The sequence below is a fragment of the Burkholderia sp. 4NA327C6 genome, assembly GCF_005502655.1.
Taxonomy (GTDB): Bacteria; Pseudomonadota; Gammaproteobacteria; order Burkholderiales; family Burkholderiaceae; genus Burkholderia; species Burkholderia contaminans.
In genome coordinates this window covers 225,852-239,184 of the sequence record NZ_SCNZ01000006.1, presented here as the reverse complement: position 1 = coordinate 239,184, position 13,333 = coordinate 225,852, and the positions used below count along the sequence as shown (strand labels likewise).

General features: G+C 67.2%; 14 protein-coding genes. 3 read left to right on the top strand and 11 right to left on the bottom strand.

What is annotated here, in order from left to right; genetic code table 11:
- Positions 1-218: 218 nt before the first annotated feature.
- The 6 genes from rbsK to FFS49_RS09180 all read right to left on the bottom strand — a co-directional run bounded on the left by rbsK (position 219) and on the right by FFS49_RS09180 (position 6,596).
- Entirely contained in the window at positions 219-1,145 is a 927-nt protein-coding gene (gene rbsK, locus FFS49_RS09205; protein WP_105815865.1) for a ribokinase, read from the bottom strand.
- A complete protein-coding gene (locus FFS49_RS09200; protein WP_039358736.1) occupies positions 1,142-2,173 on the bottom strand; it encodes a substrate-binding domain-containing protein in 1,032 nt (343 codons plus the stop codon). The genes rbsK and FFS49_RS09200 overlap by 4 nt, the downstream gene beginning before the upstream one ends.
- A 35-nt stretch (positions 2,174-2,208) precedes the next feature.
- A complete protein-coding gene (locus tag FFS49_RS09195) occupies positions 2,209-3,228 on the bottom strand; it encodes an ABC transporter permease (protein WP_046545645.1) in 1,020 nt (339 codons plus the stop codon).
- Positions 3,225-4,838: a sugar ABC transporter ATP-binding protein gene (locus tag FFS49_RS09190; RefSeq protein WP_105815866.1), complete on the bottom strand. Its 1,614-nt coding sequence runs from the start codon at positions 4,836-4,838 to the stop codon at positions 3,225-3,227. The genes FFS49_RS09195 and FFS49_RS09190 overlap by 4 nt, the downstream gene beginning before the upstream one ends.
- A gap of 145 nt (positions 4,839-4,983) precedes the next feature.
- Positions 4,984-5,934 (bottom strand): sugar ABC transporter substrate-binding protein, encoded by a 951-nt coding sequence (locus tag FFS49_RS09185; RefSeq protein WP_039358744.1) that lies wholly within the window; start codon positions 5,932-5,934, stop codon positions 4,984-4,986.
- A 275-nt stretch (positions 5,935-6,209) separates the two neighbouring features.
- Complete coding sequence (locus FFS49_RS09180) at positions 6,210-6,596, bottom strand: DUF805 domain-containing protein (protein ID WP_105815867.1); 387 nt, start codon at positions 6,594-6,596, stop codon at positions 6,210-6,212.
- Between the two features lie 27 nt (positions 6,597-6,623).
- Between FFS49_RS09180 and FFS49_RS09175 the strand changes: the two genes are divergently transcribed.
- Entirely contained in the window at positions 6,624-6,905 is a 282-nt protein-coding gene (locus tag FFS49_RS09175; RefSeq protein ID WP_137910146.1) for a hypothetical protein, read from the top strand.
- 64 nt (positions 6,906-6,969) lie between these two features.
- On the opposite strand, the gene FFS49_RS09170 is transcribed toward FFS49_RS09175, so the two are convergent.
- From FFS49_RS09170 to FFS49_RS09150, 5 genes are all read right to left on the bottom strand, one after another.
- A complete protein-coding gene (locus FFS49_RS09170) occupies positions 6,970-7,896 on the bottom strand; it encodes a CysB family HTH-type transcriptional regulator (RefSeq protein ID WP_006484201.1) in 927 nt (308 codons plus the stop codon).
- A 75-nt stretch (positions 7,897-7,971) separates the two neighbouring features.
- The gene (locus FFS49_RS09165; protein ID WP_039358749.1) at positions 7,972-9,033 is read right to left on the bottom strand and encodes a sulfate ABC transporter ATP-binding protein; all 1,062 of its coding nucleotides are present in this window, start codon (positions 9,031-9,033) and stop codon (positions 7,972-7,974) included.
- A 13-nt stretch (positions 9,034-9,046) separates the two neighbouring features.
- A complete protein-coding gene (gene cysW / locus FFS49_RS09160; protein ID WP_105815868.1) occupies positions 9,047-9,991 on the bottom strand; it encodes a sulfate ABC transporter permease subunit CysW in 945 nt (314 codons plus the stop codon).
- Positions 9,988-10,881 carry a sulfate ABC transporter permease subunit CysT gene (gene cysT, locus FFS49_RS09155; protein WP_039358755.1) on the bottom strand — a complete coding sequence of 298 codons (894 nt, stop codon included), beginning with the start codon at positions 10,879-10,881 and terminating at the stop codon, positions 9,988-9,990. The genes cysW and cysT overlap by 4 nt, the downstream gene beginning before the upstream one ends.
- A gap of 123 nt (positions 10,882-11,004) precedes the next feature.
- Positions 11,005-12,042 carry a sulfate ABC transporter substrate-binding protein gene (locus FFS49_RS09150; RefSeq protein ID WP_105815869.1) on the bottom strand — a complete coding sequence of 346 codons (1,038 nt, stop codon included), beginning with the start codon at positions 12,040-12,042 and terminating at the stop codon, positions 11,005-11,007.
- 264 nt (positions 12,043-12,306) lie between these two features.
- On the opposite strand from FFS49_RS09150, the gene lexA reads away from it, so the two are divergent.
- Together lexA and FFS49_RS09135 are read left to right on the top strand one after the other, a co-directional pair.
- The gene (lexA, locus tag FFS49_RS09140) at positions 12,307-12,954 is read left to right on the top strand and encodes a transcriptional repressor LexA (RefSeq protein WP_009689103.1); all 648 of its coding nucleotides are present in this window, start codon (positions 12,307-12,309) and stop codon (positions 12,952-12,954) included.
- Between the two features lie 26 nt (positions 12,955-12,980).
- Positions 12,981-13,316, top strand: a complete 336-nt coding sequence (locus FFS49_RS09135) for a hypothetical protein (RefSeq protein ID WP_006476078.1) — start codon at positions 12,981-12,983, stop codon at positions 13,314-13,316.
- Positions 13,317-13,333: the final 17 nt, after the last annotated feature.

Here is a 13,333-nt window from a genome sequence, read left to right as displayed (position 1 = left end):
TGACGCATTTACGACCATGCACCGCACAACTTGATGGTATTTCCGTTATTTTTTCGAATTATTCGTCTGTTCATTACAAATTGCTGAACGAATAATGCACTTTTCAGCGCCTGCTCGAAGGAAGGCGACGGGGAGGCTCTCCGCTGCCGGCGAGCGTCGTGGAGACGCGGCCGGCCGTCGTTGGCGACGAGCCGGCCGTGGTGATTGATCAGGCCCTGTCAGGCCAGTTCGGCCAGCGTGGGAATCGACGGCTGCGCGCCCGCTCGCGTGACCGACAGCGCCGCTGCGCGTTGCGCGAAGCGGATGGCCGTATCGACGTCCGTGCCGGCCGCGAGCCGCGCGGAAAAGCCGCCGATGAAGGTATCGCCGGCCGCCGTCGTGTCGACGGCCTGCACGGCCGGCGCCGGATAATGCCGCGCCGCGCCATCGGCCGTCAGCGCCAGCACGCCGCGCGCGCCCAGCGTAACCAGCACGTTGCGCGCGCCGCCTGCCTGCAGCACACGCGCGGCGGCTTCCGCCTCTGCCGGATCGCGCACCGGCAGGCCGGTCAACGCGGCCGCCTCGACCTCGTTCGGGATCAGGTAATCGACGAGCGGCAGCCAGCCGTCCGGCAGCGGTACGACGGCCGGGGCCGGATTGAGCACCACGGTGCGGCCGAGCCGACGCCCGGCCGACAGCGCCGCGAACACCGCGTCCGGCGGCGTCTCGAGCTGGCAGATCAGCACGTCGGCCGACGCCAGTGCGGCCTCGTGCCGGGCGACCGTCTCGGTCGAGACCTCGCCGTTGCCGCCCGCGACGATCACGATCGCGTTCTGGCTCGCGTCGTCGACGACGATCAGCGCGACGCCGGTCGACGCCGACGCGCTCGTCGCGAGCCCCGCACAGTCGATCCCCTCGGCTGCGAGCCCCGCGCGCAGGGCCGCGCCGTGCGCATCCGCGCCGACGCAGCCGATCATCGCGACCTGCGCGCCGAGCCGTGCGGCCGCGACGGCCTGATTGCCGCCCTTGCCGCCCGCCGCCTGCGCGAACGCGTGACCGGCGAGCGTTTCGCCCGGCAGCGGCAGACGCGGTGCGCGCACCACGAGATCCATGTTGAGGCTGCCGACCACCGTCACGCGGCCGGTGCCTGCCGCCGGCGCCGTCATGCGCGACCGCCGGAAGCCGGCGGCTCGCGGTAAACCGCCGTCGATTCGCGCAGCACGAGGCGCGGCGACACGACGCGGCGGCGGCTCGGCACGGCGGTCGAGCCGCCGCCGATCCGCTCGATCAGCGTCTGCGCGGCCATTTCGCCGAGCGCGCGTACCGACTGGCCGACCGTCGACAGAGCCGGATACGTGTAACGGGAGAATTCGATGTCGTCGAACCCGATGATCGAGCAGTCGTCGGGCACGCGCATGCCGCGCTCGGCCGCCGCGCGCAACGCGCCGACGCCCATCAGGTCGTTGCCCGCGAAGATCGCGCTCGGCCGCACCGATTCGAACAGCCGCGACGCCGCGTGATAACCGCCGAGGCACGAGAAGTCGCTTTCCGCGATCGCGCCCGGCACGATGTCGACCCCGCGCTCGGCCATCGCGCGGATGAAGCCGTGCACGCGCATGGCGCTGACCGCCGTGTCGGTCGGCCCCGTGATGCAGCCGATCTTAGCGTGCCCGAGCTCGAGCAGGTGACGCGTCGCCAGGTATGCACCGCGCTCGTGATCGATCTGCACGAGGTCGGCCGCGAGCCCCTCGATGTTGCGGTCGACGACGACGAGCGGCGCGTGGATATCCGCGAGTGTCTGCGCGAGCACCGCATCCTCGCCCGCCGACGCGACGATCAGCCCGTCGATGCGCTTTTCCTGCAGCACGCGCAGGTAGTTGCGCTGCTTGACGGGATCGTCGTCCGAGTTGCAGAAGAACACGCAATAGCCATTGGCCGCGCACTGATCCTCGATCCCGCGCGCAAGCTCCGCGAAGTACGGATTCGTGCTGTTCGGCACGACGAGGCCGATGGTCGCCGTCGCACGCGCCTTCAGCGAGCGTGCCACGGCCGACGGCACGTAATTCAGCTCGCGGATTGCGCCCTCGACCTTCGCACGCACGTCCGCGGACACCGGCCGCGAATTGTTCACCACGTGCGAGACGGTCGTAAACGACACGCCCGCCATGGCCGCCACATCCTTGATCGTCGCCATTTCCCGTTTCTCTCTGGTCTGTTCTGTCTGTATTTCTACCGCACGCGGGTGCGACGGCTGCGATACGTATCGAGCACGACCGCCACCACGATCACCGCGCCGGTGATGATCCGTTTCGTCGGCTCGTTCGCACCGATCTGCGCCAGCCCCGCGGCCAGCACGGAGATGATCAACACGCCGAAGAACGTGCTGATCACCGAACCGCGCCCGCCCATCAGGCTCGTGCCGCCGATCACGACGGCGGCGATCACCTGCAGTTCGAGACCGACGCCCGCATTCGGGTCGGCCGCCTCGAGCCGCGAGATCTGGAACAGCGACGCCAGCCCTGCGAGGGCGCCCATCAATGCGAATACGAGAATTTTATACGGCCTCGGGTTAACCCCTGCAAGTCGGACCGCTTCTTCGTTCGTGCCGATCCCGACGAGATAGCGCCCGAACACGGTACGCGTCAGCACGAACTGCGCCGCGATCATCACCGCGACCGCGATCAGGAACGCCGGCGAAATGCCGAGCGCGATCGGGTTCGACAGGAAATCGAACGCGTCGCCGATGTAGGCCGTGCGCGAATTCGTCAGCTGGTACGCGAGGCCGCGCGCGGCCTCCAGCACGCCGAGCGACACGATGAACGACGGGATCCGCCAGCCGACCGTGACCGCACCCGTCAGCGCGCCCGTGACGGTCGCGACCGCGATGCCGATCAGTGCGGCCGGCAGCGGCCCCCACTGCCATTTCAGCGCGGCGACGCTGACCATCGACGCGGCGAGCGCGAGCACCGAGCCGACCGACAGGTCGATCCCGGCGATGATCAGCACGAAGGTCATCCCGACCGACATCACGACGAGATCGGGAATCTGGTTCGCGATCGTGCTGAACGTATCGTAAGTCAGGAAATGCGAGCTCAGCACCGAAAACAGCGCAATCATCGCGGCGAGCGCACCGGCGAGCCCGAGGTAGTTCGACAGGCCGAGACGCGTGCCGGACAGCGTGCGCGCACGGCGCCCCGTCACGTCCTGCTGCGCGCCTGCGTCGGTCGGGGTTACGGGAGGCTGGGTCATTGCTGTCGTCCTGTATTCGAAGTATCGCGAGCGGCGGCCGGCGCCTGCCCCGCGTCCGGATGCTGCGCGCCGCCCGGCGGCGTCTCGCGGCCGAAGCCGGCGAACGCCGCGGCCAGCAGCGCATCCTGGGTCCAGTTGCCGCGCTCGAACACGGCGGTCATGCGCCCGGCCGACATCACGCCGATCCGGTCGCAGATCAGCATCAGCTCGCGCAGGTCGCTCGACACGACGACGAGCGCGCGGCCTTCGCGCGCGAGCGCGCCCATCAAAGTGTAGATCTCGAACTTCGCGCCGACGTCGATCCCGCGCGTCGGCTCGTCGAACAGCAGCACGCCCATGTCGCGTGCGAGCCAGCGGCCGATCACGACCTTCTGCTGGTTACCGCCCGACAGCTCGCCGACCGCCTGCGTCGCGCCGTGCGAGCGGATCCGCAGCGCGTCGATCTGCTGCTCGGCGAGCGCCGTTTCGCGCGCGCCGTCGACGATCCCGCCGCGCGCGAGCCGGTCGAGCTGGCCGAGCGACACGTTCGCGGTGATCGACTGCGTCAGCAGCAGCCCTTCGCCCTTGCGATCCTCGGTGATCAGCGCGATGCCCTGCTTCACCGCCTCGACCGGCGAACCGATCCGCACCGGCTTCGGCGGCTGGCCGATCGCGATCGTTCCCGCGTCCGGCGCATCCGCGCCGTAGATCAGCCGCAGCAGCTCGGTGCGTCCCGCGCCGATCAACCCCGAGATGCCGAAGATCTCGCCCGCGCGCACCTCGAGCGACACGTCGCGCACCGCCGTCCCGCGGCTGAGGCCCGACACGACGAGCCGCGGCGCGCCGATATGACGCTCGCCGAGATCGATGTGCTCGCCGATCTCGCGCCCGACCATCAGCGTGACGAGCCCGTCAGATGTCGTCGCCGCCATGTCGCCCGCGTGAACGAGGCGGCCGTCGCGCAGCACCGCGACGCGCTCGGCGACCCGCGCGAGCTCCTCGAGCCGGTGCGAGATGTAGACGATCGCAACGCCGCGCGCCTTCAGCCGGTCGATCTGCTCGAACAGCAGCTCGACTTCACGCGCGGTCAGCATCGCGGTCGGTTCGTCGAGAATCAGCACGCGGCAGTCGCCGATCAGGTTGCGCGCGATCTCGACCATCTGCTGGTGGCCGATGCCGAGCGCGCCGACCGGCGTATCGGGATCGACCGTATCGAGCCCGACCTGCGCCATCGCGGCCCGCGCATCGTCGCGCAGCCGCGCGCGATCGATGATCCCGAAGCGCCGCGGCAGGCGGTTCAGGAACAGGTTTTCGGCGACCGTCAGTGTCGGCAGCAGGTTCAGCTCCTGCATCACCATGCGCACGCCGAGCGCCTCGGCCTGCGTGCGGCTCGCTGGCGCATACGGCTGGCCGCCGAGCTGCATCGTACCGGCGGTCGGCTCGACGAGCCCACCGATGATCTTCGACAGCGTGCTCTTGCCTGCGCCGTTCTCGCCCGTCAACGCAAGCGCGTGACCCGCGTCAAGCGTCAGCGTGACGTCGGCGAGCACGGGTTCGGCATAGGTCTTGCCGATGCCGGAGACGGACAGCACGGGAGCGGCTGCGCGGGAGGGTTGGGAAGTCGGGTCCATCGCGATCCTGGTTGCGGCCGCGCGCACACGGCGCGCGGGTGTGACGCTCACAAGTGCATGTGCATGCAGTGGCCGTGATCGCGCTCACCCCGGATAACGGCCGCCGCGCCCGATTCTTGAGGGCGGCGGCCGCATCGGGGCCGCGTCACTTCGTCACGAGATCCACCGGCGTCTCGACCACGCCCGACATGTCGGCCTGCTTGCGATGCTCCGCAATCGCCTTGAGCGCCGTGTCGATACCGAACACGGCCTGCTTCGCCGCGTACTGATCGGCGGTCGCGAGCACGCGGCCGTCCTTCAGCATCGGCTTGATCGCGTTGATGTTGTCGTAGCCGACCACGAGCACCTTGCCCTGCTTGCCGGCCGCGCGCACGGCCGACACGGCGCCGATCGCCATGTTGTCGTTGCCGCACAGCAGCGCCTTCAGGTTCGGGTATTCGTTGAGCATCGCGGCGGCGACCGCATTGCCCTTGTCGATCTCCCATTCGCCGGACTGCACCGACACGACCTTCATCCCGCCCGCCTTCATCGCGTCCTGGAAGCCGGCCGTGCGCTGCTGCGCGTTCGTCGTCGTCGACACGCCTTCGAGGATGCCGACCTGGTCGCCCGCCTTCAGCCGCTTCGCGAGGTAATCGCCGATCTTGCGCGCGCCCTTGCGGTTGTCCGGGCCGACGAACGGCACGTTCAGGTTCTTCGACTTCAGCACGTCGGGATCGAGCCGGTTGTCGATGTTCACGACGATGACGCCCGCGTCGACCGCCTTCTTCACGACCGGCACGAGCGCCTTCGAATCGGCCGGCGCGAGCACGATCGCGTCGACCTTCGACACGATCATCTGCTCGACGATGCGGATCTGGTTCGCGGTGTCGGTCTCGTCCTTGATGCCGTTGGTGATCAGGTCGAACTGGCCTGCGTTGTGTTTCTGGTATTCCTTCGCGCCCGTTTCCATCGTCAGGAAGAACTCGTTGGCGAGCGATTTCATCACGAGCGCGACCTTCGGCTTGGCTGCAGATTGCGCGTGGACGGCCGGTGCGGCGGCAACCGCGACGGCGGCGAGCGCGGCGGTCAGGAAGCGACGGCGAAAGAGGACATTCATACTCATCTCCTGGCGACTGGCCCAACGGGCCGGACTTTTATTTGACTGTTGTTTTAATGTGAGCAAACGTTTGCGCCACACTACCCGGGCAATGGCCATCGATGCTGCTGTCGGTACCACGGAATGGAAGCGAGGCAGACGGCCGACTGCCTGGCGCGCTGTCGTTTACGCGCCGCCGCCGGCGGGACGCCGGCGGAGTGAGGGCTATGCTGTACCGATTCGCGTCGGTGCGCAACCTGTCTGATCAATATTTAAGGGTTTATTCGGAGCGCGTGTCACGCTGGGTCCCGCGGCGCAGGTGCGTCTTCATCGGCCGACGGCGGCTCGCCGAAGCGGTTCGCATGCGGCGTGCCGGCGATGAAGCCGTTCATCACGAACAACGCGAGCGCGCCGACGATCGGCACGAACAGCAACAGCATCCACCATCCCGACTTGTCGATGTCGTGCAGCCGCTTCACCCCGACCGCAATCGACGACCACACGGCGACGACCGCGATGACGACGAGCGCCAGCATCGCAAGCAGCGGCAGATCGTCTTCCGGCGCGCCGCGGGAACCCGCATCGAAAATCGCGCTGAGCACGGTGGAAACCAGCGCGTAGATCCACCACGGCAGGCGCCCGATCCGACCTTCGAAGGAAAAGAGAAGCCATTTCAGATTCATTGTTTACCTCGTCGTCACGCGTGTTGCGTGCTGCGCGATATGTCTCCGAGCGTGTCGGGACCGGCAATCCGCATTGAATCACATTTGCCGGCCAATGGATCGCTCGATATGGCAGATGGCCTGAACCGAAACGAGGCGTATACGTGCCCGCTCTCGTTCATTGTTCATGTCGTTGTGCTGGCAAGCGAATACGGGTCGTTCGCCACGTGCGGCGAAGAATCGGAGGGGGAAACCGCGATGGCGGCCGGTGATTCGGTGAGTCGAACCACCCAGGCAGCGGCAGGTCGCCTGCCGCTGCCCAATACATGAGAATCCGCGCCGGTACGTCGCGCCATCCGCCGCGATGGCGCGGATGGCGCACGACGCACTGTCGTCAAACGGCTTCGCGCAACAGCCCCGCGATTTCCGCTTCGTTCAGGTGCGGCGCGAACATCTCGATCAGCCGGTACGCATACGCGCGCAGGAACGCACCCTTGCGCAGCCCGACCCGCGTCGTGCTCGCCTCGAACAGATGCTGCGTATCGAGCGCGACGAGCCCCGTGTCGCGCTGCGGATCGTAGGCCATCGCCGCGACGACGCCGATCCCCATCCCGAGTTCGACATACGTCTTGATCACGTCCGCGTCGATCGCCGTCAGCACGACGTCGGGCACGGCGCCCGCCTGCGTGAACGCCTGGTCGATGTGCGAGCGGCCGGTGAAATCCTGGTCGTACGTGATGATCGGGTACTCGGCGATTTCCTCGAGCGTCAGGTTCTCGCGGCCGACGAGCGGGTGGCCCTTCGGCACGACGACCGTGTGGTGCCACGAATAGCACGGGAACGTGACGATGTCCGGATAGCGGTCGAGCGCCTCGGTCGAGATGCCGAGATCGGCCTCGCCGTTCAGGATCATCTGCGCGATCTGCTGCGGGCTGCCCTGGCGCAGCGCGAGATGCACCTTCGGGAACACGTCGGTGAACTGGCGGATCACCTTCGGCAGCGCGTAGCGCGCCTGCGTGTGCGTCGTCGCGACGACGAGGTGGCCGCTGTCCTGGTCGGCGAACTGGCGCGCGACGCGGCGCAGGTTCTCGGCGTCGAGCAGCATCCGCTCGATCAGCTGGTGCACCGCCTTGCCGGGCTCCGTGAGCCCCGTCAGCCGCTTGCCGCGCCGGATGAAGATGTCGACGCCCAATTCATCCTCGAGATCCTTGATCTGCTTCGACACGCCCGACTGCGACGTGTACAGCACGTTCGCGACTTCGGTCAGGTTCATGTTCTGGCGCACCGCTTCGCGCACGAACCGCAATTGCTGAAAATTCATGGGTATGCCTCTTAGGCTGTCGTTGTTTGATTATCGAATCGGAGCACTTTCCGCCCCCTGCCCTGCATTCTGGCGTCAACGCGCGGGAAACACCCGCACGGCGCGCGGCACGGCGGTCGCACCGTCGCCGACCTGCAGCGACAGTGCACGCCACGCATCGCGATCGAGTTCCGCCTCGAGCGCGCCGCCTGCACGCGCCTCGAGCTCCACGCGCACCGAGCCGCCGAGCGGGATCACGCGGCGCACGTCCACCGCGATGCCGTCGCGATGCCCTTCTTCGCCGACCGGCCACAGCTGCAGGTCGTGCGGCCGCACATAGGCGTTCGCAGGGCCTGCGAAATCGGCGTCGACCTCGATCGGCGCGGCCGCCCCCTCGGCGACGAAGCCACGCCCGGCGACGGTGCCCGGCAGCCGGTTGGCCGCGCCGAGGAACTCGTAGACGAACGCGCTCTGCGGATGATCGTAGACGTCCTGCGGGCTGCCGACCTGCTCGACGTGGCCGCGGTTCAGCACGACGATGCGATCGGCCACTTCGAGCGCCTCTTCCTGGTCGTGCGTGACAAAGATCGTCGAGATGTGCAGGTCGTCGTGCAGGCGACGCAGCCAGCCGCGCAGCTCCTTGCGGACCTTCGCGTCGAGCGCGCCGAACGGCTCGTCGAGCAGCAGTACCTTCGGCTCGACCGCGAGCGCGCGGGCGAGCGCGATGCGCTGGCGCTGCCCGCCCGACAGCTCGGACGGGTAGCGCTGCGCGAGCCAGTCGAGCTGCACGAGCTTCAGCAATTCGTGCACCTTCTCGCGGATCGCGGCTTCCGACGGCCGCTCGCGGCGCGGCTTCACGCGCAGCCCGAACGCGACGTTCTCGAACACCGTCATGTGGCGGAACAGCGCGTAGTGCTGGAACACGAAACCGACCTGGCGGTCGCGTGCGCCGACCGATGCGACGTCGAGCCCCTGCAGCACGACCTGGCCGGCGTCCGCGTGCTCGAGGCCCGCGATCACGCGCAGCAGCGTGGTCTTGCCGCAGCCTGACGGCCCGAGCAGCGCGACCAGCTCGCCGGGCGGAAAGTCGAGCGATACGTTGTCGAGCGCCGTGAAATCGCCGAAGCGCTTCTGAAGGTTACGGACGGTGATACCCATTCTGGTTGCCTCTTTACGATTTCGACGAAACGGCGCCGGCGGGGCCGGCATGTGCGGGAACGGCGTCGTGCACGTCGGCCAGTTCGGCCGCAAGATGACGCTCGGCGATCAGCTTCAGCGCGAGCGTGACGAGCGCGAGCAGCGCCAGCACCGACGCCACCGCGAACGCCGCCGCGAAGTTGTATTCGTTGTACAGGATCTCCACGTGCAGCGGCATCGTGTCGGTCACGCCGCGGATGTGGCCGGACACGACCGACACCGCGCCGAACTCGCCCATCGCGCGCGCATTGCAGAGGATCACGCCGTACAGCAGGCCCCATCTCACGTTCGGCAGCGTCACGCGGCGGAAGATCTGCCAGCCCGACGCGCCGAGCACGCGCGCGGCTTCTTCCTCGTCGGTGCCTTGCGCCTGCATCAGCGGAATCAGCTCGCGCGCGACGAACGGAAACGTGACGAAGATCGTCGCGAGCACGATGCCCGGCACCGCGAAGATGATCTGCACGTCGTGATCCTGCAGCCACGGCCCGAACCAGCCCTGCGCGCCGAACAGCAGCACGTACACGAGGCCCGAGATCACCGGCGACACCGAGAACGGCAGGTCGATCAGCGTCGTCAGCAGCGCCTTGCCGCGGAATTCGAACTTCGCGATCGCCCACGATGCGCACACGCCGAACACGAGATTCAGCGGCACCGCGATCACGGCGACGGTCAGTGTCAGCTTGATCGCCGACCACGCGTCGGGATCGGCCAGCGATTCGAAATAGAAGCCAACGCCCTTGCGCAGCGCCTCGACGAACACCGCGGCGAGCGGCACGACGAGGAAAAACGCGAGGAACGCCAGCGCGATGCCCGTGAGCAGCCAGCGCACGACGCGCGACTCGCTGACGGGGTCGAGCCGCTTCGTGGCACGCGCGGCAGGCGACGGGGTTTTCAGCACGACGGTGGCCTCCTGGCTCATTGCTGGCCTCCTGCTGCGACAGCAGTGCCGGTGGCGGGCGCCGGACCGCTCGCGCCCTTGCTCGTACGACGCTGCAGATACCATTGCAGCGTGTTGATCAGCAGCAGCATCAGGAACGACACGACCAGCATCACGACCGCCAGCGCGGTCGCGCCCGCGTAGTCGTATTGCTCGAGCTTGGTGATGATCAGCAGCGACGTGATCTCGGATTTCATCGGCACGTTGCCGGCGATGAAGATCACCGAGCCGTATTCGCCGAGCGCGCGCGCGAACGCGAGCGCGAAACCGGTGAGCAGCGCCGGCAGCACGGCCGGCAGCACGACGCGGCGGAACGTCAGCCAGCGCGACGCGCCGAGGCACGCGGCAGCCTCTTCCTGCTCGCGCTCGAAATCCTCGAGCACCGGCTGCACCGTGCGCACGACGAACGGCAGCCCGATGAAGGTCAGCGCGACCAGCACACCGGCCGGCGTGAACGCGATCTTGATGCCGAGCGGCGCGAGATACTGGCCGACCCAGCCGTTGGTCGCGTAAACGGCCGCGAGCGAAATGCCGGCGACCGACGTCGGAAGTGCAAACGGCAGGTCGACGACCGCATCGACGAGGCGCTTGAACGGGAACGTGTAGCGCACCAGAACCCATGCGACGAGAAAGCCGAACACGGCGTTGATCAGCGCGCCGCCGAGCGCGGCCGAGAACGTCAGCCGATACGACGCGAGCACGCGCGGCGACGTGACGGCGGTGACGAACTGGTCCCACGACAGCGTCGCGGTCTTCAGGAACGTGGCGGCGAGCGGGATCAGCACCACGAGGCTCAAATAGGCCACCGTGATGCCGAGTGTTACGCCGAAACCGGGCAGCGCGCTCGGCTTGCGAAAGGTGTACGTCGTCATCGGATGCTCTTGCTGGGTCGATGCTGCTCACGGGTCCGACGCAAACGCCGGCGCAGTGAATCGCGCCGGCGAGCCGTCGGGGACGCGGCGCGCTGTCGTGGCGCACCGCTTGTCGTTATGGCGTTACTGCGGCTTGTAGATCGAATCGAACACGCCGCCATCCGCGAAATGCGTCTTCTGCGCATTCGTCCAGCCGCCGAAGGTATCGTCGACCGTGTACAGCTTCAGCTTCGGGAACTGCTTCGTCAGTTCCGCCGGCACGTTCTTCGAACGCGGACGGTAGTAGTTGCGTGCCGCGATCTCCTGGCCCTGCGGGCTGTACAGGAAGTTCAGGTACGCCTCGGCCAGCTTGCGCGTGCCCTTCTTGTCGACCACCTTGTCGACCACCGCGACGGGCGGCTCGGCCAGGATGCTCACCGACGGCACGACGATCTCGAACTTGTCGGTGCCGAATTCCTTGACCGACAGGAATGCCTCGTTTTCCCATGCGATCAGCACGTCGCCGATCCCGCGCTGCACGAAACTCGTGGTTGCGCCTCGCGCGCCCGAATCGAGCACGCCTGCGTTCTTGTAGAGCTTCGTGACGAATTCCTTCGCCGTCTGCTCGTTGCCGCCCGGCTTGTGCAGCGCGTACGCCCACGCGGCCAGGTAGTTCCAGCGCGCGCCGCCCGACGTCTTCGGGTTCGGCGTGACGATCGAGATGCCCGGCTTGGTCAGGTCGTCCCAGTCCTTGATCCCCTTCGGATTGCCCTTGCGCACCAGGAACACGATCGTCGACGTGTACGGCGACGCGTTGTCGGGCAGGCGCTTCTGCCAGTCCTTGTTGACGAGCCCCTTGTTCGCGAGCGCATCGATGTCGTACGCGAGCGCCAGCGTGACGACGTCGGCCTGCAGGCCGTCGAGCACCGAGCGCGCCTGCGCGCCCGAACCGCCGTGCGACTGCTTGAAGTTGACGGTCTCGCCCGTCTTCGCCTTCCACTCCTTGCCGAACGCCTGGTTGAAGTCCTGATACAACTCGCGCGTCGGGTCGTACGACACGTTCAGGAAGGTCGTATCGGCCTGTGCGTGCGTCGCGACGCTCAGCGCCGCCGCCGCGCCCAGCGCGAGTGTTGCGATCAGGCGGCCCACTCCGCCCACCAGCCCCGTGTTGCGCTTGCCCATCCTTGGTTCTCCAGTGTTGTCGGTATTGCGATGTCGGGCCAGTCTAACGAACGGGTTACATGATTAAAAATAATCGTTCCTTATTTTTTAATACTCAAAAGTGCTAACGCAGACGGAATGGACGGTTGCGGCAGATAAACCGGCGTCCGGACGTCGCCAAATCGCGCCGGAACCGGCGCGATCGCGTCGAACCTCACGTAACACTTGAAATTCGCGGACTACTGTATAAAAATACAGCTCACTGTCTATCCATACAGTTGAGCCATGACCAAACTCACCGCCCGTCAGCAGCAAGTGTTCGACTTGATCCGTCGCGCGATCGAGCGCTCCGGATTCCCGCCCACCCGTGCCGAGATCGCGGCCGAACTGGGCTTCAGCTCGCCGAATGCCGCCGAGGAGCACCTGCGCGCGCTGGCGCGCAAGGGTGTCATCGAGCTGGCCGCCGGCGCGTCGCGCGGCATCCGCCTGCTCGGCATCGACGATGCCCCGCACCAGTTCACGCTGCCGCACGCCGGCCTGATGCAGTTGTCGCTGCCGCTCGTCGGCCGCGTCGCGGCCGGTAGCCCGATCCTGGCGCAGGAGCACATCTCGCAGCATTACGCGTGCGATCCCGCGCTGTTCTCCAGCAAGCCCGACTACCTGCTGAAAGTGCGCGGCCTGTCGATGCGCGACGCCGGCATCCTCGACGGCGACCTCCTCGCCGTGCAGAAGCGCACGGAAGCGAAGGACGGCCAGATCATCGTCGCGCGTCTCGGCGACGACGTCACGGTCAAGCGCCTGATGCGCCGGCCTGGCGGTCTCGAGCTGATCGCGGAGAACCCCGATTACGAAAACATCTTCGTCAAGGCCGGCAGCGCGGAATTCGCGCTGGAAGGCATCGCCGTCGGGCTGATCCGCTCGGGCGAACTCTGACATTCCGTCTCGATCAGGAGAACAACATGGAACGCCTTGCCCGTCTGCTGCCTTTCCGTCAATTCGGCCGCCTGCGTCACCTGCGCGGCCGCACGCCCTGCGCACCGCTGTCCGCGGCGGCGCCAGTGCAAGAAGAAGTCGCAGTCGAACGGCAGGCGTCCCTGCTGCCGTCGGCGCTACCCGCTTTCGCGCGGGTATCGCTGAACGCCGGCCTGAATCACGCCGAACCTGCACGTCGCGCGCCGGTGCGCGTCTATCACGGCCGGTCGCGCCTGATCATGGTCGGCACGATCGATGCCGTGTGCCGGATGATCGATCGCTGCATCGCAGAGGAACGATCGGCCACGCCAGGCGGTCTCTGATTGCGGAACATCCCCGC

Coding starts and splice junctions, on each gene's coding strand:
- rbsK (WP_105815865.1), bottom strand. CDS start 1,145: ATGACGGCGCCGGCGGCAGGCACCGGCCGCGTGACGGTGGTCGGCAGC.
- FFS49_RS09200 (WP_039358736.1), bottom strand. CDS start 2,173: ATGGCGACGATCAAGGATGTGGCGGCCATGGCGGGCGTGTCGTTTACG.
- FFS49_RS09195 (WP_046545645.1), bottom strand. CDS start 3,228: ATGACCCAGCCTCCCGTAACCCCGACCGACGCAGGCGCGCAGCAGGAC.
- FFS49_RS09190 (WP_105815866.1), bottom strand. CDS start 4,838: ATGGACCCGACTTCCCAACCCTCCCGCGCAGCCGCTCCCGTGCTGTCC.
- FFS49_RS09185 (WP_039358744.1), bottom strand. CDS start 5,934: ATGAATGTCCTCTTTCGCCGTCGCTTCCTGACCGCCGCGCTCGCCGCC.
- FFS49_RS09180 (WP_105815867.1), bottom strand. CDS start 6,596: ATGAATCTGAAATGGCTTCTCTTTTCCTTCGAAGGTCGGATCGGGCGC.
- FFS49_RS09170 (WP_006484201.1), bottom strand. CDS start 7,896: ATGAATTTTCAGCAATTGCGGTTCGTGCGCGAAGCGGTGCGCCAGAAC.
- FFS49_RS09165 (WP_039358749.1), bottom strand. CDS start 9,033: ATGGGTATCACCGTCCGTAACCTTCAGAAGCGCTTCGGCGATTTCACG.
- cysW (WP_105815868.1), bottom strand. CDS start 9,991: ATGAGCCAGGAGGCCACCGTCGTGCTGAAAACCCCGTCGCCTGCCGCG.
- cysT (WP_039358755.1), bottom strand. CDS start 10,881: ATGACGACGTACACCTTTCGCAAGCCGAGCGCGCTGCCCGGTTTCGGC.
- FFS49_RS09150 (WP_105815869.1), bottom strand. CDS start 12,042: ATGGGCAAGCGCAACACGGGGCTGGTGGGCGGAGTGGGCCGCCTGATC.
- lexA (WP_009689103.1), top strand. CDS start 12,307: ATGACCAAACTCACCGCCCGTCAGCAGCAAGTGTTCGACTTGATCCGT.
- FFS49_RS09135 (WP_006476078.1), top strand. CDS start 12,981: ATGGAACGCCTTGCCCGTCTGCTGCCTTTCCGTCAATTCGGCCGCCTG.